The 24,848-nt window shown below is 65.3% G+C and carries 2 protein-coding genes; both read right to left on the bottom strand.

Annotation, left to right across the window (positions count from 1 at the left end; translation table 11 throughout):
* Nucleotides 1–90: 90 nt before the first annotated feature.
* Nucleotides 91–11,508 carry a non-ribosomal peptide synthetase gene (locus HX821_RS27400; protein ID WP_177036959.1) on the bottom strand — a complete coding sequence of 3,806 codons (11,418 nt, stop codon included), beginning with the start codon at nt 11,506–11,508 and terminating at the stop codon, nt 91–93.
* Nucleotides 11,505–24,428: a non-ribosomal peptide synthetase gene (locus HX821_RS27395; RefSeq protein ID WP_177036957.1), complete on the bottom strand. Its 12,924-nt coding sequence runs from the start codon at nt 24,426–24,428 to the stop codon at nt 11,505–11,507. The genes HX821_RS27400 and HX821_RS27395 overlap by 4 nt, the downstream gene beginning before the upstream one ends.
* Nucleotides 24,429–24,848: the final 420 nt, after the last annotated feature.

Raw genomic sequence — 24,848 nt, 5'->3', positions numbered from 1 at the left:
TTTTGGTTACTTTTGGGGCGTTTGCCAAAAGTGACCCGCTGTAAGAGCGGAACCCTAAGTGGCCGTTACCGCAGCAACGGATATGTACACTCACGAAACCCGCTCCCCAACCACAACCCCAGCCCGCCACCAAGCCGCCAAACTAAAGACGTTCGGCGCCTTGAGCAGCGAAAAATGATTCCCCGGCCCATACCAAACCTCCAACACCCCCACGCACCCGCGCCACCCCTCAACCATCAACCCCTGCTCCCGCTGATTCCCTGCCGCGTCCAGGGTCGGATCCTCCGCCAACACCAACCGCACCACCCCCTCATACCGCCGACCAGGCCGATAAACCGTGCGCAACGCCGAGGCATACGTGCGCGCCGGCCCATCCATCGCCTCCACCGAAGACCGCGCAGGCAACAACCCAACCCCCACCATCCCCCCATGCAACAACCGCCGCTGGGCCACCTCATCGCGCCCGGCAAAATCCACCGCATCAATCCCCAGGGACTTACCCGAAGCCACCTGCATCGACTCAATCAGCCGCAACAACGCCGCCGTCGTGGTATAGGGCCGACCCACCACCCCATTCCCCCCGGGCGCCTCGCTGTCGATCAACGTCAACGACGCCACCTCACGCCCCAAGGCCTGCAACCGCGTGGCCATCTCGAATACCACCCAGCCGCCAAACGAATGCCCCACCAAATGCACCGGCCCCGAAGGACACTCCTGCTCCAGGGCCTGCAAATAACAGCGCGCCGCCGCCTCAACCTGGCTATGGGGCACCGCCTCCCCATCCAGCCCACGGGGCTGCAAGCCAAAGATCGGCCAGTCCCGTCCCAACGCCTCGGTCAACCCTACAAACCCCGTCACGCTATCCCCCGCCCCCGGCACACAGAAGATCGGTGCCTGCCCGGCGCGACCACTCTGGATCCGCAACAACGGCTGATGCACCGCCACCGCCGGCGCCTCACTCAACGCCAGGGCCTCAACCATCGCCTGCCCCAGCGCCTGGATATGCGGTGCCTGCATCATGCTCTGGTGATCCCCCGGCACCTCAATGCGGCGCAATTGCCCCACGGCCAGTGCCTCATCCCATCCCAAATCCAGGCTGCGCCGCGAGAGTTCCGTCGGCCGCTCGGCGGCGCTGAACAAGTGCACCGCCAGCGGCATCGGGAACAGGCTGTAATGCGCCAACGCATGCCCATGCCCGACTTCCCGCTGGATAAAACTCAACAGGTCCGCGTCCGAAGCCGCCGCCATCTGCGCGTACAACAAATGCCGATCGCGGCAGCGTTGCAGCAAACCCGCAAAGTCCAGCTGTCCAATGTCCGCTTCCAGTTGCTCAAGGCTCGCCAACTCATCCACACCTCCCTGTGCCTTCCAATACGCCGTGCACTGCAACAGCAAATGCCGCTTGAGGGCATCCGGCCCGCTCCAGCGCGCTTTGCCCTGGTCGGTCATGCGCGGCACGTAGCTGTCGATCAACCCGAGGAATGCCACCGGTTCGTCCAGCCCCTGCAGTTGCATCGCCACTTCATAGGCCAACACCCCGCCGAACGACCAACCCGCCAGCCGATACGGCCCATGGGGCTGCACCGAGCGGATGATCCCCACCAGCCGCGCCGCCAGGCCTTCCATGGTCTGCAACTGCACCTCGCCAAGGGGTGCACCGGGCAGGCCATAGATCGGGTAGTCCCCCGGCAGGTGCCGACCCAGCGCCGGGAAATACACGTCCATGCCGCTGAACTCATGCACCAGGAACAACGGCGGCTGGCTGCCGCTGGCGCGTACGGTGATCAGCGAGCTGTTCTCCTCCCGCGCCGTGCGCTGACCGAGCATCGAGGCAACCGAGGCCACGCTGGCGTGCTGGAACAGCTCGGCCAACGACACCTCAAGCCCCGCCTCTTCCATCAGGTTGACCAGCCGGATCGCCAGCAACGAATGGCCACCCAGTTCAAAGAAACTGTCATGCCGACCGACCTGCTCCAGCCGCAACACCTCGGCCCAGAGGCGTGCCAGGGTCTGTTCCAGCTCGTTCGCCGGCGCCTCGAACACGCGGCTCGCCGATGCCTCCAGCGCGGGCACCGGCAGGGCCTTGCGGTCGACCTTGCCGTTGGCTGTCAGGGGCATTTTTTCCAGCGGTACATAGGCCGATGGCACCATGTAGTCCGGCAGGTGCTGCAGCAGATGACTGCGCAACCCTTCGATGGCCAGCGGCTCGCCGGTGTAGTACGCCACCAGGCGCTTGTCCCCCGGCGCATCTTCTCGTGCCAGCACCACCACATCCTTGATGCCGCTGCAGGTGGCCAGGCGTGCTTCGATCTCGCCCAACTCGATGCGGAAGCCGCGGATCTTCACCTGGTCGTCATTACGCCCGATGCACTCCAGCAGTCCGTCCGCCGACCAGCGCCCAAGGTCGCCGGTGCGGTACAACAAGCCATCGCCAAACGGATCATCGACAAACTTCTCGGCCGTCAGCTCCGGCCGGTTCAGGTACCCCTTGGCCACGCCATGCCCGCCAATGCAGATTTCCCCGACCACGCCCAGCGGCACCGGCTGCAAGTGCGCATCCAGCAGGTGGATTTGCGTGTTGGCAATCGGCCTGCCGATCGGCACGCTTTCGGCATCGGCGGCGATGGCCTGCACTTCATGCGTGGTGGCGTAAGTGGTGGTTTCCGTCGGGCCGTAGCAATGCACCAGCCGCAGTGCCGGCGCCTGGGCCAGCAGGCTGCGGAACGCCGCCGGGTCGGCCCGTTCGCCGCCGCACAACAGGATGCGCAGCCGGGCCAACGCGTCGGGAATCAATTGCACGTACTGGTTGAACAGCGCAGTGGTGACGAACAGGATCGTCGCCCCGCCCGCCTTCAGTGCCCGGCCAAACGCGCCGGGGTCGAGCAAGGTCGCATGGTCGATCACCAGCACCTGGCCGCCGTTGAGCAAGGGGCCCCACACGTCCATGGTGCTCGCGTCGAACGCCGGATTGGAAGCGAACGCCACGCGGTCATGGGCGTTGAAATCGGCGTAGCCGTTATTGATCACCAGCCGCGTGATGCCCCGGTGCGGTACCAGCACACCCTTGGGGGTGCCGGTGGAACCGGAGGTGTACATGATGTACGCCACGCGCTCCGAGGACTGCGACAGGTCCGGGTTGTGGCTCGGTTGCGGGTCCAGCGCCAGGGTGTCGAGGTCGATACGTCGGGCTGGGTAAGCGACGGGCTCGCTGCTGTGGGTCAACAGCCACACCGCGCCACTGTCCTGCACCATAAAGGCCTGGCGCTCGGCCGGGGCGTTGATGTCCAGCGGCACGTAGGCCGCCGCGCATTTGAGGATTGCCAGTTGGCTGAGCAACAGGTCAATCGAGCGCGGCAACAGGATCGCCACATGGTCGCCGGGCTGCACGCCCAGGTTGCGCAGGTGGTGCGCCAACTGGTTGGCTCGGGTGTTCAGCGCGCCGTAACTCAGGGTGTGTTCACCATGCACCACCGCGATAGCACTCGGGCGTGCCTGGGCCTGGGCTTCGAACAAACGCTGCACCGTATGTTCGTGAGGGAATTCGCGCTGGGTGGCGTTGAATTCCATCCGCAGTTTTTCACGCTCCGCCGCCGGCAGAATCGACAGTTGGCTGATTGAGCCCCCTGCATTCTGTTCCAGGGCCTGCACCAGTTGCTCCAGGGCAACATGCAGGTACTCGCAGAGGCGTGGCGCGCCCTGCCCCATGGCGTCAAAGCCAAACCCGTCGCCCAGGTCATCGACACTCAGGGACAGCGCAAAGTTGGTACGTTCCTCGGCCTTGAGCACCTGCATGCCCTGCCACGTCTCCGCTACGCCGCCAGCGTGCGGGGCGCTGTGGCGATAGTTGAACAGCACGCTGAACAGCGGCGTATTGGCCGGCAGCCCGCTGCAACGCTGGGCCAGGGCCAGTGGCGCATGTTCGTGACTGAGCAACCGGGTCAGGCTTGCGTGGGTTGCCATCAGCGCTGCGTGCACCGTGCGCTCACCCAGGTCGACCCGCAGCGGCAAGGTATTGATGAACACGCCCAAGGCACGTTCGGCGCCTTCGCCGCCTTGCAGCCGGCCCAGCAATACGGTGCCGAACACCACCTGCTCGCGGCCGGAAACCTTGCCCAGCACCTGCGCCCAGGCCAGGTGCATCAGGCTCGCAGCACTCACCCCAAGCTGCCGTGCCAGGGTGCGCAGGCGCCCGTTCAACAGCGGGTCGACGCGCAAATGTGCCTGTTGCGCTTCACCCGGTGCACTCAATGCCAGCGTCGGCTCATCGACCTCCCCGAGCATCTCGCGGAAGAACGCTTCGTGCTCTTCCTCGCGCATGCCCAACCGCGTCTGCGCCACATAATTACGATACGGCACCGCCGCACCCAATTGCTCGCGCCGGCCGAGCAAGCACGCCTGCATCTCGTGCTGCAGCACCTCCAGCGCAACGTGGTCCATCACCAGATGATGGAACAGCAACAACGCAACCACCCGCTGGTTGGCCGGGTCCTCGGCGTATACCAGGCGCATCAGCGGTGCCTGAGCCAAGTTCAGCCGATGCTGTTCGAAGCGCGCCTGCAATTGCGCCAGCACATCGCCCGCCAGTTGAATCGGCTCAACCCGCAGCGAAGCCTGGCGCCACACCACCTGCACCGGTTCTTCCAGCCCGTCCCAGTGCATCGACGAGCGCAGGATATCCTGCCGCTCGATCACCGCCTGCAACGCCTGGGCAAACGCTTCAAGGCGCTCGACGCTGGCGAAGGCAAACTGCGCCTGCAACAGGTACGCGTCACCCTGTTGCACTGCGCGATGGTGATACAGGATCCCGGCCTGCAACGGCGCCAGCGGGTAAATGTCCTGAACGTTGGCCGCGCCACCGGGAATGCTCGCGACAAGGCGGTCGATGGCGGGTTGCTTCAGGTTCACCAGCGTCAGCATGTCCGGGGTGATCCGCGTGCAATCCGCGGCGATCCCATTGGCCGGCACCACCACTTCGCGACCACCACCCACGGCAGCCGCCAAGGCTGCAAGGGTGGGTTGACCAAACAACACTTTCACATCCGCCGACAACCCGACCCGACGCATGCGGCCAATCAGGCTGGCGGCCAGCAGCGAGTGGCCGCCCAGCTCGAAGAAATTGTCATGCCGACCGACCCGCTCCACCTTGAGCAAATCAGCCCAGAGGCCGGCCAGGGTGATTTCGGTTTCACCCACAGGCGCGACGTATTCCCGCGCGATCACCGATTCCAGGCCCGGTACCGGCAATGCCTTGCGGTCGAGCTTGCCGTTGGGACTCAGGGGCAAGGCCTCCAGGTGCATGAAGGTGGCCGGTACCATGTAGTCCGGCAGGTGTTCCAGCAAATGGCTGCGCAAAGCGTCGATTTGCGCCGGCACGCCGGTGTAGTAAGCCACCAGCCGTGAATCGCGGGCGACCACGGCGGCTTCGTTGATCTGCGGGAATTGCAGCAGTCGCGCCTGGATCTCCCCCAGTTCGATGCGCAAGCCACGGATTTTCACCTGGTCGTCATTGCGGCCCAAATACTCGATGGTGCCGTCCGGCAGGTAGCGCCCGACGTCGCCGGTGCGGTACATCCGGCCCGCGCTGAACGGGTCCTTGAGGAAGCGCTCGGCCGTCAGCTCAGGACGGTGCAGGTAACCCCGGGCCACTTGCACACCGCCGATGAACAGCTCGCCCACCACACCCAATGGAACAGGCTGCAACTGCCCGTCCAGCAGGTACATGCGGGTGTTGGCAATCGGCTTGCCGATGGGGGTGTTGTCCGGCGTGACGGGCCCGGCGCAATCCCACGCCGTCACGTCCACCGCCGCTTCCGTCGGGCCATAAAGGTTGTACAAACCGATGCCCGGCAACTGCTGTTTGAAGCGGCGCACCAGGCTGCCGGGCAACGCTTCACCACTGCACATCACCCGCACCAGCCCGGCGCTCTGGCTGACGTCGCCGTGGGCCAGGAACACATCGAGCATAGACGGCACAAAGTGCAGCGTGGTGATCTGCTCCGCCTCGATCACCTCACACAGGTAGGCCGGGTCTTTATGCCCGCCAGGACGCGCCATAACCAACCGCGCGCCGGTGAACAGCGGCCAGAAGAACTCCCACACCGACACGTCGAAGCTGAACGGGGTTTTCTGCAACACCCTGTCCTGGGCAGTCAGTCCGTACTCGTCCTGCATCCACAGCAGGCGGTTGACCACGCCCGCGTGCTCGTTGATCACGCCTTTCGGTTGGCCGGTAGAACCCGAGGTGTAGATCACGTAGGCCTGATGCTGCGCGGTCAGCCCATCCACTCGTGGGTTGGACGTTGATTGGTGCTGCCAGGTGTTCCGGTCCAGGTCCACCAGCGGCACCGTGACGTCGCCCAGCAACGAACGGGTTTCGCCCTGCACCAGCACGGCGGCCGGGGCGCTGTCCTTGAGCATGTAGGCGATACGTTCCAGCGGATACGCCGGGTCCAGCGGCACATAACCGCCGCCCGCCTTGAGGATTGCGAACAGGCCGATGACCATCTCCAGGCCGCGCTCGACGCAAATCGCCACCCGCGAATCCGGCTGTACACCCAGCTCCCGCAGATGGTGCGCCAACTGATTGGCCCGTTCGTTCAGCTCGCGATAGCTCAGGCACTCCGAGCCTGCCTTCACCGCAAGCGCATCCGGCGTTCTCGCCACCTGGGCTTCGAACATACCGTGCAGCGTCTGGTCGAGGTTGTAATCCACTGTGGTGTTATTGAAGTCGAACAGCAGATGCTGGCGCTCCTGATCGTCCAGCAAGTCAGCCTGCTCCAGCACCGCCTGATCGTTATCCACCATGGCCTGTAGCACGCGGGTGAAATAGCCGACATAGCGTTGCATGGTCGACTCGTCGAACAACGCGATGGCGTATTCCAGGGTGCCGCGAATTTCGCCCCGGGTCTCGCCGAGGTTCAGGGACAGGTCGAACTTGGCAAAGTGACTGTCCTCCACAATGCCTTCAAGGCTCAGGTCGCCGAGGGCCAGCACCGGCGCGTCACTGTCCTGCCAGGTCAACATCGTCTGGAACAGCGGGCTATGGGCCAGGCTGCGCAATGGCCGGGTGATTTCCACCACCTGCTCAAACGGCAGATCCTGATGAGCCTGGGCGTCCAGCGCCAGCCCCTTGACCCGCGCCAGCAGCACCTCGGCGCTCAGTTCGCCCGAGGTATCAATGCGCACTGCCAGGGTGTTGACGAACAACCCGATCAGGCCTTCCACCTCGGCCCGCTGGCGGTTGGCGACCGGCGAGCCGATCACCACTTCCTCCTGCCCGGCCAAACGCGCGAGCAACGAGGCCCACGCCGTCATCATCACCATGTACAGCGTGGTGCCGTGGCGTTGGCTGAGGGCCTTGAGCCCGGCGGTCAGGCGCTCATCCAGGTGCACCTCGACGCTGCTGCCGGCGTAGTCCTGCTGGGCCGGGCGTGGACGGTCGGTCGGCAACATCAGCAACGCCGGCGCACCGGCCAGGGTGTGTTGCCAGTAGCTGCTCTGGCGATGCAGCACTTCGCCGCTCAGCCACAGGCGCTGCCATACGGCAAAGTCGCTGTACTGGATCGGCAACGGCGGCAGTGGGTCAGCCTCACCGTGGCTGAACGCCTGGTACAGCGCCATCAGTTCGCGGGTCAGCACGCCCATGGACCAGCCATCGGACACAATGTGGTGGATAGTCAGCAGCAACACGTGGTGATCGTCGGCCATGATCACCAGGCGCCCGCGCAACAGCGGGCCGCGCTGCAAATCAAAAGGCGCCGAGGCTTCGCCCTGGATCAACGCGTCCAGCACCTGCTGTGCTTCGGGGTGGCGACGCAAGTCCTGGACTTGCAGGGGCATCACTTCTTCAGGCGGCACGATCAGCACCTGGGCGTCGTCATCCTGCTGGGCAAACCGGCTGCGCAAGGTCTCATGCCGCGCGACGATCCGCGCCAGGGCCCGTTGCAGCGCGTCGACGTGCAACTGCCCGCGCAGGCGCAGGCCGATGGGAATGTTGTAGGCGGTGTTGGCGCCCTCCATCAGCGCCAGGAACCACAGGCGTTGCTGGGCAAACGACAACGGCAACTCCGTGTCCCGCGCCGCCGGCAGGATATCCGGCAAGGTGCTGCGCCCGGCCTGGGCCACTACCTGCGCCACCGCCGCCAGTTCGGCATTGGCGAACAGTTCGCCCAGTGCCAGGTCGACCCCCAGTTGCTGGCGAACCTGGGACACCATGCGCATGGCCAGCAACGAATGGCCGCCCAACTCAAAGAAATGATCCTGGCGCCCAACACGTTCCACTTGCAACACATCGGCCCAGATCTGCGCGAGGACGGTTTCGATATCGTTACGAGGCGCCTCGTATTCGCGAGTGAAGACGGCGGCCAGGTCCGGCTTTGGCAGGGCCTTGCGGTCCAGTTTGCCGTTGGCAGTCAGGGGCAACGCATCGAGTTTCACGTAGGCCACCGGCACCATGTAGTCCGGCAAGTGCGCCACCAGATGGGCACGAACCTCGCCCACCTGAAGCGGTTCGAATTGCGGGTTTTCGGTGAAGTAAGCCACCAGCCGTGGCTGGCCCGGTTGGTCTTCACGGGCCAGCACCACCACTTCCTGAAGGCCAGGCAGCTGGTTGAGGCGGGTTTCGATTTCCCCCAGTTCGATGCGCACACCGCGGATTTTCACCTGGTCGTCGTTGCGGCCCAGGTACTCGATATTTCCGTCCGGCAACCAGCGCGCCAGGTCGCCGGTGCGGTACATGCGGCCCGAATTGAATGGGTCATCCAGGAAACGTTCGGCGGTCATTTCCGGGCGATTGAGGTAACCCCGCGCCACGCCCTTGCCGCCCACATACAGTTCACCGGCAACCCCCAAGGGCACCGGGCGCTGCTGTTCGTCCAGCAGGTAAACCGTGGCATTGGAAATGGGCTTGCCGATGTGCAACGGCTGCCCGGGCTCGATCCGCCCGGAGGTCGCCACCACCGTGGCTTCGGTGGGGCCGTAGTTGTTGATCACCTCGAAACGCTGGGCCCGGGTGAACTGGCGCAGGCGGTCGCCGCCAATCAGCAAGGTGCGCAGGATCGGGTGCTCGATGTTCTGGCTGAACGCATATTCGGCCACCGGCGTGGGCAGGAAACACACGTCCAGCGGTTGCGCGCGCCACCAGTCCAGCAGCGCGTCGATATCTTCAGCGCCGTCGTGGGCCGGCGGCAGGTGCAAGGTGGCCCCCACGCACAGTGCCGGCCAGACTTCCCAGGCCATCGCGTCAAAGCCAAACCCGGCAACGCTCGCGGTGTGGCGGCCTGCGCACAGGTCAAACGCGGTGCAGTGCCAGTCCACCAGGTTGGCCACGGTGTGATGTTCCACCATCACGCCCTTGGGCAGGCCGGTGGAGCCGGAGGTGTAGATCACGTAGGCCAGGTTGGTGGGCGTGACGGCCACCTGCGGGTTGCTCGCCGAATGGTGGTGCCAGGTAAAACGGTCCAGGTTGATCACCGGCACATCGAGCGCGGGCAGGCGCTCCAGCAATGCATGTTGGGTCAGTACCGCGACCGGGGCGCTGTCGCCGAGCAGGTAGCTCAGGCGCTCGGCCGGGTGCGACGGGTCCACCGGCACATAGCAGGCACCGGCCTTGAGGATCGCCAGCAACCCGGCCAGGGTGTCCAGCCCGCGCCGGGCAACGATGGCCACGCGATCGTCGGGTTTTACCCCCAGCGCCAGCAGGTGATGGGCCAGCAGGTTGGCTTGTTGATTCAACTCGGCATAGGTCAGCTGGCGGCCTTGATACACCGCGGCCACCGCGTCCGGGGTCAGCAGGGTCTGGGCCTCGATACGCCCATGCAGGGTGGTGCCTTGGGGGAAGTCGATGGCTGTCGCGTTGAACTGCTCCAGCAGATGCCGCTGCTCCGCCTCGGGCAGCACCGACAAGCGATTCAAGGGTGTTTCGGGTGCATCTTCCAGCGCCTGAACCAGGTTCCCCAGGGCAGTTTGCAGATAAGCGCACACCCGCTGCGGATCAACCTGGGCGCAGGCCAACAGGCTCAGGCTGAAGTCTTCGCCCAGGTCGTCGACGCTCAGGGTCAACGGGTAGTTGGTGCGTTCCTCGGAGCGCAACGCTTGAATACCCTGCCAGGCCGAGACCGCTTCGGCGCTCGCGCCGCCTGCGCTATGGCGGTAGTTGAGCAACGCGCTGAACAGCGGCGTCGGCGCCACTACACCGCTGCAACGCTGGGCCAGGGCCAGCGCCGCGTGTTCGTGACGCAGCAAGGTGGTCAGCCGGGCATGGGTCGCCTTGACCCCGGTGCGCACGTCTTCGGCGCCTACATCCACCCGCAATGGCAAGGTGTTGATAAAGATCCCCAGGGCACGGTCGGTGTCGTGGCTGCCCTGCATGCGGCCCATCAGCACCGTGCCGAACACCACCTGTTCCTTGCCCGCCAGCACTCCCAGCACCTGGGCCCAGCCCATGTGGAACAGGCTCGCGGCGCTGACGCCCAACTGCCGGGCCTGGGCGCGCAAGCGCCGGCTCAACTGCGGGGCCAGCGGCAGGCTGATCTCCTGGATGTTGTCGCCGTCGCCCTGCACATCCTGCAGGCCGTAGGGCAAGGTCGGCTCGCTGATGTCGCCGAGCATCTGCCGGAAGAACCCTTCGTGCTCCTGCTCGCTGATGCCCAGGCGCGCCTGGGCGACATAGTTGCGAAACGGCACCGCCTGGCCCAGTTCAGCCGCCCTGCCCAGCAGGCAGGCTTGCATCTCGTGGCAGACCACTTCCAGGGCGCTGTGGTCCAGTGCCATGTGGTGGAACAACAGCATGGCCACCACGCGCTGGCCGGCTTCATCCCAGGCCCGCACCAGGCGCAGCAGCGGCGCGCGGGTCACGTCCATGCGGTAGTGGCGGCCATCGAACAGGCGATGCAACTGGGCGGCGATATCGCCGTCTGCCGGGTCCAGTTCAATCGCCTGCACCGGCAGGCGCGCGGTGCGCCAGACCACTTGCGACGGTTCTTCCAGGCCTTCCCAGACCACGCCGGTCCGCAGGATGTCGTGACGGTCGATCACCTGTTGCAAGGCCAGGGCAAAGCCCTCGAAACGCTCAAGGCTGTCGAAGGCAAACAGCGACTGCATGATGTACGGGTCGCCGTGCTCGGCACTCACATGATGGTAGAGGATGCCCTCCTGCAACGGTGCCAGCGGGTAGATGTCCTGCACATTGGCGACGCCACCCTCGACGGTCTCGAGGATACGGTCGATGGACGCCTGGCTGAGGGTCGACAGGCTCAGCATCTGCGGGGTAATCGAGGTAGCGCCCGGTGGAATGCCATTGGCCGGCACCTGCACCTCACCGGCCTTGGTGGCCGAGTACTCCCCGGCCTTGATCAGCTCGATCAGCGCCGGCTTGTGTTCGCGCAGCGAGGCCACCAGTGCCGCGTCGCTCAGGGCCTGCTTGTTGCCTTGCACCGACAACTGATCGCCCTTGAGTGCCAGTTGCACATCCTTGGCCTTGAGTGTCGCCAACAGTTCGATGATGCTCACAGGACGATCTCCATTCGTTCGGTAATTGCGGCGTAGCCGGCCAGGGTCGGCTGTTCGAACAGGCCCCGCACATCGGCTTCCATGCCTTCCTGACGCAAGCGTCCGATCAAGCTGACGGCCAGCAACGAGTGCCCGCCCAGCTCGAAAAAGTTGTCGTGACGCCCGACCCGCTCCACCTTCAGCAGCTCGGCCCACAGCCGCGCCAGGGTGATTTCGGTAGCGCCCACCGGGGCCTCGTACTCGCGCACGATCAGTGATTCCACACCCGGCGTCGGCAAGGCCTTGCGGTCGAGCTTGCCGTTGGGGCTCAGGGGCAGAGCGTCCAGATACACGAATACCGCAGGCACCATGAAGTCCGGCAAGCGCGCCAGCAGGTGCGCCCGCAGTAGCTCGATATCGGCCGGCACGCCGGTGTAGTACGCCACCAGGCGTTCGTCGCGGGCCAACACGGCCGCTTCCTTCACCTGTGGGTACTCGGTCAGCCGCGCCTGGATTTCCCCCAGTTCGATACGCAGGCCACGGATTTTCACCTGGTCGTCATTACGGCCCAGGTACTCGATATTGCCATCCGGCAGGTAGCGCCCGACGTCACCGGTGCGGTACATCCGGCCTGGGTTGAACGGGTCCTTGAGGAAGCGCTCGGCCGTCAGTTCGGGACGGTGCAGGTAACCGCGAGCCACTTGCACACCGGCGATAAACAGCTCGCCCACCACGCCCAGCGGCACCGGTTGCAACCGGGCATCCAGCAGGTACATGCGGGTGTTGGCAATCGGCTTGCCGATAGGCGTGTTGTCCGGCACCACGGGCCTGGCGCAGTTCCAGGCGGTCACGTCCACCGCGGCTTCCGTCGGGCCATAGAGGTTGTACAAACCGATGCCGGGCAATTGCTGCTTGAAGCGCCGCACCAGGCCGCCGGGCAAGGCTTCGCCGCTGCACATCACCCGCAGCAGCCCGGCGCCCTGGCTGACATCACCGTGGGCCAGGAACACATCGAGCATCGACGGCACGAAGTGCAAGGTGGTGATCTGTTCTGCCGCGATCACCTCGCACAGGTAAGCCGGCTCCTTGTGCCCGCCGGGGCGTGCCATGACCAGCCGCGCACCGGTGAACAGGGGCCAGAAGAACTCCCACACCGACACATCGAAGCTGAACGGGGTTTTCTGCAGTACCGCATCAGTGGCGTTCAGGCCGTAGGCGTCCTGCATCCACAGCAGGCGGTTGACCACACCCGCGTGCTCGTTGATCACGCCCTTGGGTTGGCCGGTGGAGCCGGAGGTGTAGATCACGTAGGCCTGGTGCTGCGCGGTCAACCCGGGAACCTGTGGGTTGGACACCGGCTGGTGCGCCCAGGTGTTCTGGTCAAGATCCACCACCGGCACCGTCACGTCGCCCAGCAACGAACGGGTAGCGCCCTGCACCAGCAGCGCCGCGGGCTGGCTGTCTTGCAGCATGTAGGCGAGGCGATCCAGCGGGTACGCCGGGTCCAGCGGCACATAACCACCGCCGGCCTTGAGGATCGCAAACAGACCGATGACCATCTCCAGTCCACGCTCGACGCAAATCGCCACCCGCGCATCCGGCTGCACGCCCAGTTCCCGCAGGTGGTGCGCCAGTTGGTTGGCGCGCTGGTTCAGCTCGGCATAGGTCAGGCATTGCTCACCCGCCTTCACCGCCAATGCATCCGGCGTGCGCTCGACCTGGGCCTCGAACAGGCCGTGCAGGGTCTGCGCCAGGTCGTAGTCAACCTCGGTGGCATTGAAATCAAACAGCAGTTGCTGACGCTCTGCATCCCCCAGGATCGGCAGGCGGTCAAGGGCCTGGTGCGGCGCGTGCTCCAGGGCCTCCACCAACTGGGTCAACGCCATCTGCATATAACCGCAGACCCGTTGTGCGCCTACCTGGGCCGGGGTCAACGCGGTGAAGTCATAACCATCACCCAGGTCATCGACGTTCAGGGTCAACGGATAGTTGGTGCGCCCGTCATTGGTCAGGGTCTGCATGCCTTCCCAGGCGTGCTGTGCTTCCTGTGAACGGGTGGCGCCGCCCCGGTGGCGATAATTGAGCATCGAGCTGAACAGCGGCAGCGGCGCCGCCACCCCGCTGCAACGCTGGGCCAGGGCCAGGGAAGCATGTTCATGGCCCAGCAGCGCGGTGAGCCGGGCATGGGTGCTGCGCACGCTGTCGCGCACGCCTTGCCCGTCGATATCCAGGCGCAATGGCAGGGTGTTGATGAACACGCCAAGGGCCCGGTCCGCGCCCTCGCCGCCCTGCATCCGGCCGACCAGCACCGTGCCAAACACCACATTCGGCTTGCCCGACGTCACCGCCAACACCTGCGCCCATGCCAGGTGGAACAGGCTCGCGGTGCTCACGCCCAGCAGGCGTGCCTGGGCCCTGAGGCGCCGGCTGACGGCAGCGTCCAGGTGATGCGTGAATTCTTCGATATCCCGACCATCGCCCTGCACATCCTGCAAGCCAAACGGCAGCGTTGGCTCGTGGATATCGCCAAGCATCTCGCGGAAGAACCCTTCATGCTCCTGCTCGCTGACACCCAGTCGCGCCTGCGCCACGTAGTTGCGATAAGGCATCGGCGCGGACTGCGGTGCGGGGTGCCCCAGCAGGTAGCCCTGCATTTCCCGCAGCACCACGTCGAACGCGGTGTGGTCCAGCACGATGTGGTGATACAGCAGCACCGCCACCACCCGCTGATTGGCCGGGTCGTTGGCGTACATCAGGCGGACCAGCGGCGCCTGGGCGATGTCCAGCCGGTAGCGCCGGGCGTCGAAACGCTGATGCAGGCCGGCCAGCACATCACCGTCCAGATGCAGCGCTTCGACCGTCAATCGAGCCTTGCGCCACACCACTTGCACCGGCTGCGCCAAGCCTTCCCAGACCACACCGGTCCGCAGGATGTCGTGGCGGTCGATCACCTGCTGCAAGGCCTGGGCGAAGCTGTCCAGGCGCGCCTGGGTATCGAATGCCAGGTGCGATTGCAGCAGGTACGGATCGCCCTGCTCCGCCGTGATGTAGTGGTAAAGAATGCCTTCCTGTAACGGTGCCAGCGGGTAAATATCCTGCACATTGGCGGCGCCACCCGGCACGCTGGCGACGATCTGGTCGATCATCGGCTGATCCAGCTCCACCAATGGCAGCATCGAGGGCGTGATGCGCGGGCAATCGGCGGCGATGGCATTCACCGGCACCACCACTTCCCGGCCACTGCCCACTGCCGCTGCCAATGCCGCCAGCGTCGGCTGGCCGAACAGCACCCGCACATCGGCGCTGAGGCCGGCCTGGCGCATGCGCTCGATCAGGCTTACCGCCAGCAAGGAATGGCCGCCCAGCTCGAAGAAGTGGTCATGGCGGCCCACTTGCTCCACCTGCAACACCTCGGCCCAGATCCGCGCCAGGGTGGTCTCGACTTCGCCGCGTGGGGCTTCATATTCCCGGCTGAGCACGGCGGCCTGATCCGGTGCCGGCAGCGCCTTGCGGTCAAGCTTGCCGTTGGCGGTCAACGGCCAGCTGTCGAGTTTGACGTAGACCACCGGCACCATGGCCTCGGGCAGTTGGCTGTGCAGCTCGGCGCGCAGGGTTTCGATAACCAGCGGTTTTTGTTCGGTGAACCAGGCCACCAGGCGGCCGTCGCGCACCAGCACCACGGCTTCCTTGACGCCGTCGACGGCGGCCAGGCGGGTTTCGATTTCTCCCAGCTCGACGCGCACGCCCCGGACTTTTACCTGGTCGTCGTTGCGGCCCAGATATTCAATGTTCCCATCCGGCAGCCAGCGCGCCAGGTCGCCGGTGCGGTACATGCGGCCCGGGTTGAACGGGTCATCGAGGAATCGCTCGGCGGTCAGGTCCGGGCGATTCAGGTAACCGCGGGCCACGCCGCGGCCGCCTACATACAGCTCACCGGCCACACCCACCGGCACCGGCCGTTGTTGTGCATCCAGCAGGTACACCGTGGCATTGGCCATCGGCTTGCCGATATGCAGCGGCTGGCCGGCGCGCACCCGGCCAGAGGTGGCGACCACCGTGGCTTCGGTGGGGCCGTAGTTGTTGATCACCGCGAAACGTCGCTCATGGCTGAACTGGCGCAGGCGATCACCGCCGATCAACAGGGTGCGCAAGCTTGGGTGCTCAAGGTCCTGGCTGAACGCGTACTCGGCCACCGGGGTGGGCAGGAAGCTCACGTCCAGCGGCTGGGCCAGCCACCAGGCCAGCAGTTCGTCGATGTTTTCATTGCCGACATGGGCCGGTGGCAGGTGCAAGGTCGCCCCCACGCACAATGCCGGCCAGACTTCCCAGGCCATGGCATCGAAACCGAAGCCGGCCACGCTGCTGGTGTGGCTGGCGGCCTGCAGGTCGAAGGCTTCACAGTGCCAATGCACCAGGTTTTCCACGGTGCGGTGTTCCACCATCACGCCTTTGGGCTGGCCGGTGGAGCCGGAGGTGTAGATCACATAGGCGAGGTTCGCCGGGGTCAGGCTGGCGACGTGGGGATTGGTGCCGTCGGGATAGGCGCCATGCAGATCGACGATGGCGATATCACCGAGCACGCCACGGGTGCTCTCTTCGGCCAGGACCGCGACCGGTGCGCTGTCTTGCAGCAGGTAAGCGATGCGCTCGGCCGGATAGGCCGGGTCTACCGGGACGTAGGCCGCGCCCGCCTTGAGAATCGCCAGCAGGCCCGCCAGCATCTGCGGGCCGCGTCGGCAGCAGATCGCCACACGGTCGTCGGGCTGTACGCCCAGCGCCAGCAGGTGATGGGCCAGTTGGTTGGCGCGTTGGTTGAGCTGTTGGTACGTCAGGTGCTGGCCGTCCTGGCTCACGGCAATCGCCTGCGGCAGGCGCAGGGCCTGGGCTTCGAAAGCGCCGTGCAGGGTCTGCCCTTGCGGGTAGTCGCGGGCGGTGGCGTTGAAGCTGCGCAGCAGGTGTTCGCGTTCGCGGGCAGGCAGTACCGGCAACTGATGCAGCGGCGTTTGCGGCGCGTGCTCAAGGGCCTCCACCAGTTGCTCCAGCGCACTGTGCATGGAGTCGCACAGGCGCTGCGCGCCGATGGATTCCAGCGCCAGTACCGTCAAGCCGAAGCCCGTACCGAGGTCATCCACACTCAAGGTCAGCGGGTAGTTGCTGCGTTCTTCGCCGCCGAGCAATTGCACGCCTTCCCAGATACCGTGGCCGTCGCGGGCCATTTCGCCCGGGGTGCTGTGGCGGTAGTTGAGCAAGGCACTGAACAGCGGCATCGAGGTCGGCACGCCGCTGCACCGCTGGGCCAGCGCCAGGGATGCATGCTCATGGCCCAGCAAGGCACTGAGACGGGCGTGAGTCGCCTTGACGCCGGCACGTACCGCGTCGGCACCCACCTCCACCCGCAGCGGCAAGGTGTTGATGAACATGCCCAATGCCCGGTCGGCACCTTCGCCGGCTTGCATGCGGCCCATCAATACGGTGCCGAACACCACGTCCTGACGGCCCGACACCAGCCCGAGGACCTGGGCCCACGCGAGGTGCATCAGGCTCGCAGCGCTGACCCCCAGTTGCCGCGCCTGTTCACGAACCCGCAGCGCCAGCCCTGCATCGACGGGCAATTCGGCCTCTTCGATATCCCGGCCATCGCCCTGCACATCCTGCACGCCGAAGGGCAGCGTGGGCTCGTCGACATCGGCGAGCATTTCGCGGAAGAACTGCTCGTGTTCCTGGGCGCTGACACCCAGGCGAGCCTGGGCCACGTAGTGACGGAACGGTGCCGCGGTCGGCAAGTCATCGGCCTGGTTGAACAGGAACGCCCGCATTTCCTGGCCGACCACTTCCATGGCGGTGTGGTCCAGTGCCAGGTGATGGAACAGCAGGATCGCCGCGACCCGCTGGTTGGCCGGGTCCTGCGCATACACCATGCGCAGCAGCGGCGCCTGGGTGATATCCAGGCGATAGTGGCGGGCATCAAAACGCGCGTGCAGTTGTTCGATCACATCACCATCGGCCGGGTCCAGCGGGATGTGCTGTACGACCAATTCGGCATGACGCCACACCACTTGCACCGGGCTGTCCAAGCCTTCCCACACCACGCCGGTGCGCAGGATATCGTGGCGCGCCACGACCTTTTGCAGCGCGCCCATGAAGGCCTGCAAACGCTCGACGCTGTCAAACGCCATGCGCGATTGCAGCAGGTAGGGGTCACCCTGTTCGGCGCTGATGTGGTGGTAGAGGATGCCTTCCTGCAACGGCGCCAGCGGGTAGATATCCTGCACGTTGGCCGCACCGCCGGGCACCGTCGCCACGATGCGGTCGATGGCCGGCTGGTCCAGCTTGACCAGGGTCAGCATCGACGGCGCGATGTGCTCGCAGCCCGGCGCAATGCCGTTGGCCGGCACCACGATTTCCCGGCCACTGCCCACCGCCGCCGCCAGCGCCGCCAGGCTTGGCTGGTTGAACAGCACCCGCACATCGGCGCTCAGGCCCGCCTGGCGCATGCGCTCGATCAGGCTCACCGCCAGCAACGAATGGCCACCGAGTTCAAAGAAGTGGTCAAAGCGCCCTACCCGCTTGACCTTCAGCACGTCCTGCCAGATTTGCGCCAGCAGGGTTTCCACCTCGCCCTCCGGGGCTTCGAAACCACGGCTGAGCAGCGACGCCTGATCCGGCGCAGGCAGGCCCTTGCGGTCCAGCTTGCCATTCGCCGTCAGCGGCAACAGTTCCAGCCAGACATAGGCCGACGGCACCATGTAGTCCGGCAGCCGGCTTTGCAGGTGCGCACGCAACGCTTCAATGCCCAGCGGCGCCTGGGCGGTGTAGTAAGCCACCAGGCGCTTGTCGCCTGGCTCATCTTCACGGGCCAGCACCACCGTGTCTTTGACGCCGGAAACGCTGGCGAGGCAGCTTTCGATTTCACCCGGCTCGATACGGAAACCACGGATTTTCAACTGATGGTCATTGCGGCCCTGGTACAGCAAGGTGCCGTCCGCCTGCCAGCTCGCCAGGTCGCCGGTGCGGTACAGCAGCCCATCGCCGAACGGGTCGACGATAAATTTCTCGGCGGTCAATTGCGGCTGGTTCAGGTAACCCTTGGCCACACCCGCGCCACCGATGTACAGCTCGCCAACCACGCCCAACGCCACCGGCTGCTGCCGTGCATCCAGCACGTAGGCGCGGCTGTTGCCAATCGGTCGACCAATCGGAATACCGCCCTCACCCACCGACTTGATCTCGAAGGTGGTGGAAAACGTCGTGGCTTCGGTGGGGCCATAGCCATTCAGCAGGTGCTGCGGCGCGCCGTGCTCAAGCACCCGGGCGATCACCTGCGGGTCGAGCACATCGCCGCCGACGATCAGGTAGCGCAGTTGCCGGAACATCGGCATCAACCCGTCGGCGTACTGATGGAACAGCCCGGCGGTCATCCACAACACGCTGACGGATTGCTCCTGCAACAGGGCGCCAAACGCGGCCTGGGACAGCAACGTGGCATGCTCGACCACCACCACGCAGCCGCCGTTGAGCAACGGCGCCCACACATCGAGGGTGCTGGCGTCGAACGCCGGGTTCGAGGCGAAGGCCACCCGGTCGCGGTGATTGAAGTCGGCGTAGCCGTTGTTGATCACCAATCGAGAGACGGCGCGATGGGGCACCTGCACGCCCTTGGGCGCACCGGTTGAGCCGGAGGTGTACATGATGTACGCCACGCTTTCGGCAGACTGGGACAGGTTCGGATTATGGGTCGGCTGATTGTCGAGGTTCAGCCCGTCGAGATCACGCAGCACCTGCCCGGCGTGACTGTCCTGCACCATGAACGCCTGGCGTTCGTCCGGCGCATTGATGTCCAGCGGCACGTACACCGCCGCGCACTTGAGGATGGCCAGTTGGCTGACCAGCAGGTCGATGGAACGTGGCAGCGCGATGGCCACGCTGTCGCCCGGTTTTACACCCTGGTCGATCAAATAGTGGGCCAGGCGATTGGCCCGCAGGTTGAGTTCGCGGTACGTCAGCGACACGTCGCCGTGCACCACCGCCAGCGCGTCGGGGCTGGTCAGGACGCTGGCTTCGAAGATCCCGTGCACGGTGTGCGTAGCCGGGTAGGCGCGGGCAGTGGCGTTGAAGTCCACCAGCACTTGATGCCGCTCGGCGGGTGGCAGGATCGACACTTGATGCAGCGGTGTGGTCGGCGCCTGTTGCAGTGCCGTGGCCAGGTTGCGCAAGGCGCTGAGCATGTAGTCGCCGACGCGCTGCACATCCACCTCCGCCACGCCTTGCACGGTCAGGGCAAAACCTGCGCCGAGGTCGTCGACGTTCAGCACCAGCGGGTAGTTGCTGCGCTCCTCGGAACTGAGGATTTCGATCCCGGCGTCGGCGAACGGGCTGGCGCCCGGCGCTTCACCCGGCGCGCTGTGGCGGTAGTTGAGCAAGGTGCTGAACAACGGCAGCGCACCGGACACGCCACTGCATCGCTGGGCCAGGGACAAGGACGCATGTTCATGCCCCAGCAACTGTGCCAGCCGCGCATGGGTGGCGCGCACGCCAGCCTGCACGCCCACCGCGCCGACACTGACCCGCAACGGCAAGGTATTGATGAACATTCCCAGCGCCCGGTCGGCGCCCTCGCCGCCGTGCAGCCGGCCCAGCAGCACGGTGCCGAAGACCACGTCGTCCTGGCCCGAGACCTGGCCGAGGACCTGGGCCCACGCCAGGTGCACCAGGCTTGCGGCACTCACCCCCAGTTGCCGGGCCTGCTCGCGAAGGCCCAGGCTGAGGGCCGGTTCCAATGCCACGTGCGCTTCGCGCACACCGCTGCCGTCGCGGTTCACGTCCTGCAAGCCGAAGGCCAGGGTCGGCTCGTCGATGTCGCCGAGCATTTCGCTGAAGAACGCCTCATGCTGCGCAGCGCTCACACCGAGGCGCGCCTGGGCCACGTAGTTGCGGTACTGCACGGCGTCGGGCAGCAAGCAGGTTTCGCCTGCAAGGCTCGCGCTCATTTCCTCCACCAGCACCTGCAACGCGGTGTGGTCCAGCAGGATGTGGTGCAGCAGCAGGATGCCGACGTAACGGCCGTGATCCTCGGCGTAGGCAAACCGCATCAACGAGGCGCGGGACAGGTCGAGGCGGTAGTGGCGTGGGTCGAAGCGTTCCTGCAGTTGCGCCAATACGGCACTGGAAGGATCGGCTTCAACCTGCTCAACCACCAGCAGCGCCTGGCGCAAGACCACCTGTACCGGCTCGTCCAGGCCTTCCCAGACAATCCCGGTACGCAGGATATCGTTGCGCTCGATGACACTTTGCAGCGCACGGATAAACGCCTCGACCGGCTCATGGCCGCTGAAGCTGAACTGCACCTGCAACACGTAGGGATCGCCTTCGGTGGTTGCCAGGTGGTGGTAGAGGATGCCGGCCTGCAACGGGGCCAGGCCGTAGATGTCCTGCACGTTGGCGATGCCGCCGGGGACACTGGCGATGATATGGTCGATGGCCTGCTGGTCGAGATTCACCAGCGGCAGCATGTCCGGGGTGATGTGCCGCGTCGCTTCGCCGATCAGGTTGGCCGGGACCTGCACTTCATGTTGCCCGCCCACCGCAGCGGCCAGCGCAGCCAGGGTCGGCTGGCCGAACAGCACCCGCACATCGGCGCTCAGCTCGAGCTGGCGCATGCGCTCGATCAGCTTGACCGCCAGCAACGAATGGCCGCCCAGCTCGAAAAAGTTGTCCTGGCGCCCGACCCGGTCGACCTTGAGCAGGTCTTGCCAGAGATCCGCGATCGCGGTTTCCACCGCGCCTTGTGGCGCTTCATAACCACGACGGGCCAGGGCATCGGCGTCCGGTGCCGGCAAGGCCTTGCGGTCGAGCTTGCCGTTGGTGGTAAGCGGGAACGCGTCGAGCAGCACAAAGGCGCTGGGCACCATGTACTCGGCGAGGGACAGCAGCAGGTGGTCACGCAGCTCAGCGGCAGTGGGCGTGTGTTCAGGCTGGGCAATCACGTAGGCCACCAGGCGCTTGTCGCCCGGTTCGTCTTCGCGGGCAATCACCACGGCTTCGCGCACACCTTCGCAGGTGGCCAGGCGTGCTTCGATCTCCCCCAGTTCGATACGGAAACCGCGAATCTTCACCTGGTCGTCGTTGCGCCCCAGGTACTCGACACTGCCGTCGGCCAGCATCCGGCCGAGGTCACCGGTCTTGTACAGGCGCAGGCCGGTTGCGGAATCCGTCAGAAAACGTTCGGCCGTCAGCTCATCGCGGTTGAGATAACCCCGCGCCACGCCGGCACCGCCGACGTACAACTCCCCGACTACGCCGCTCGGCACCGGTTCGCGGCGGGCGTCCAGCACATACAGCTGCAAGTCGGGAATGCGCACGCCAATCGGGCTCACGCCCACCCGCTGTGCATCCGCCGCCTCCAGGGCACGGTAGGTCACATGCACGGTGGTTTCGGTGATGCCATACATGTTGACCAACCGCGTACCGGCGTTGGTCACCCGGGCGTACCACGGCTTGAGAATCCCCGGTTCCAGGGCTTCACCGCCGAAGATCACCTGGCGCAGCGAGTGCAGTTGCTGGCTGCGGCCCTGTGCCGCGATCAACTGGCGGAACGCGCTCGGCGTCTGGTTGAGAATACTGACGCCGGCTTCGCACAGCAGTGCGTAACACTCGTCCGGCGAGCGGCTGACCAGCTGCGGCACCACCAGCAACTGCCCGCCATGCATCAGCGCGCCCCAGATCTCCCACACCGAGAAGTCGAAGGCAAACGAGTGGAACAGCGCCCAGGTGTCATTGGCGTTGAACTTGAACCAGTGCTCGGTGGCGCTGAACAGTCGCGCGACGTTGCGGTGTTCGATCATCACGCCCTTGGGCAGGCCGGTGGAGCCGGAGGTGTAGATCACATAGGCAAGGCTGGACGCGCTGATTGCAACGTTGGGGTTGACGATGGGCTCGTGCTGCAGGCTGTTGAGGTCGATCGACGTGACGTCGCCCACCAGGTGGCGGGTGTCGTCCTGCACCAGCACCGCCAGCGGCGCGCTGTCTTTCAGGGTGTAGGCGATACGGTCCAGCGGGTAGGCCGGATCGATCGGCACATAACCCGCCCCAGCCTTGAGAATCCCCAGCAGGCCAATGATCATTTCCAGCCCGCGTTCGACACAGATCGCCACCCGGTCATCGGGGCGGATGCCATGCTTGAGCAGGCAATGCGCAACCTGGTTGGCGCGCTCGTTCAGCTCGCGGTAGCTCAGGTGTTCGTGTTCAAAGCGCAGCGCGATGGCTTCGGGATGGCTGGCGGCATGAGCTTCGACTTGCTGGTGGATCAGGGCTGAATCGGCGTAGTGCCGGGTGCTGGCGTTAAGGCCATGCAGCAGATGCTGGCGTTCGGCGGCAGGCAGGATGCCCAGGTTGTGCAACGGTGCATCTGGCGTTTGTTCCAGGGCCAGCACCAGGTTTTCCAGGGCGGTGTGCAGATAACCGGCAATGCGCGTCGCGCCGATGGAGGCGTCCACCATCACGGTAAAGGCAAAGCCTTCGCCCAGGTCATCGACGTTGACCGTCAGCGGGTAGTTGGTGCGTTCTTCGGCGCCCAACACCTGGATGCCTTCGGCGATGTCGATCACCGCCTGGGTGTCCGAGGCATCGCTGTGACGGTAATTGAGGATGGCACTGAACAACGGCGTGGGTGCGGCCACACCGCTGCAACGCTGGGCCAGGGCCAGGGAGGCGTGTTCGTGATCGAGCAGTTCGGTCAGGCGCTTGTGGGTGGTGTGCACGGCGGCGCGCACGCCTTGTTCGCCTACATCCACCCGCAGCGGCAGGGTATTGATGAACATGCCCAGGGCCTGGTCGGCACCCTCGCCCGCGCCCATGCGGCCGAGCATCACGCTGCCAAATACCACGGCTTCGCGAGCCGAGACCTTGCCCAGCACCTGGGCCAGCGCCAGGTGCATCACACTGGCGGGACTGACACCCAACGGTCTCGCCTGGGCCCTTAGACGGCGACTTAGATCGCCGTCGACGGCAATGCGGGTTTCGTCGATGCCATGCCCGTCACCCTGCACATCCTGCAGGCCGAACGGCAGGGTTGGCTCGTCGATATCGGCCAGCATCTCGCGGAAGAACGCTTCGTGAGCCTGTTCGCTGACGCCATGGCGGACCTGTGCGATGTAGTTGCGAAACGGCACCGGTGCACTGGCGTGTTCGGTCTGGCCGGCGAGGTGCAGCTGGATCTCCCGGCGCACTACGTCGAGGGCGGTGTGGTCGAGGATGGTGTGGTGGAACAGCAGCATGGCGACCACACGCTGGTTGCGCGGGTCTTCGGCGAACACCAGGCGCAGCAGCGGTGCCTGGCCGAGGTCCATGCGGTAGTTGCGGGCGTCGTAGAGGGCTTGCAGTTGGGTCAGTACATCGCCGTCGAGGCGGGCTTCTTCGCAGGCCAGCGAGGCCTTGCGCCAGACGACTTGCAGGGGTTCGTCGAGGCGATCCCAGGCCATCGAGGTGCGCAGGATATCGTGGCGGTCGATGACCCATTGCAAGGCCTGGGCGAAGGTTTCAAGACGGGCACGGCTGTCGAACACGAACTGCGCGTGCAGCACGTAGGGGTCGCCCTGGTGCGCTGACAGATGGTGGTAGAGCATGCCTTCCTGGAGGGGTGCCAGAGGGTAGATATCCTGCACATTCGCCGCCCCGCCGGGGATCGCGGCGACGATGCGGTCGATGGCGGGTTGGTCGAGGTTGACCAGGGGCAGCATGTCCGGGGTGATGCGATAGGCCGGGCTGAGCCAGTCGCCGCCGTGTTGGGCGACGAGGTCGAGCAGTTGGGGTTTGTGGGCGATCAGTTGGTCCCATAGGGCGTCATCCAGCGCGTCGTCGTCACCCAGGATGATCAGGTCGCCTTCGTCCATTTGCAGGCGGATCGGGTGGGTGGAAAGAGCTGCCAGTAATTTGCTGAACTGCATGGGGTAACCTGCTTTTTTGAGTCGGATACGGTTGAGGAGAAAGTCCGTTTTCAGCTGTCGCGTAAGTGCCTGGGAGGCCCGGTTTAAAGCGCGGGCGCAGTCGTGGGCCGGGAGGCTTCCCGCAGGGTTGGGAAATTAGAGGATTCGGGGGGTGGGGGGTGACATGGGAAGCGGGGACAAAGCGGCTGGCGTGGGGGAACTTTCGTATTTGTTGGATGGGGGGCATATCCGTTATTTGGGTGATGGCTTCGATTGGTTCCGCTCTTACAGCGGCTCACTTTTGAAGAGCGCAAAAGTAAGCAAAACGCTCTTGCCCCACCACTCGGCACCTCGCCTGGGCTCGGTGTGCCTAAGATCAAAATCAAAAGCTAAAGCGGGCACGGTTCAAATGTGGGAGCTGGCTTGTCGGGTCGCCGCATC

Origin of the sequence: Pseudomonas sp. B6001 (assembly GCF_013386015.1) — a bacterium.
Classification (GTDB): Bacteria; Pseudomonadota; Gammaproteobacteria; order Pseudomonadales; family Pseudomonadaceae; genus Aquipseudomonas.
This window is presented reverse-complemented; position numbering and strand designations above follow the sequence as displayed.

What these genes read in the sequence shown, in the direction of transcription:
- HX821_RS27395 (WP_177036957.1), bottom strand. Translation starts at nt 24,428, where the DNA reads ATGCAGTTCAGCAAATTACTGGCAGCTCTTTCCACCCACCCGATCCGC.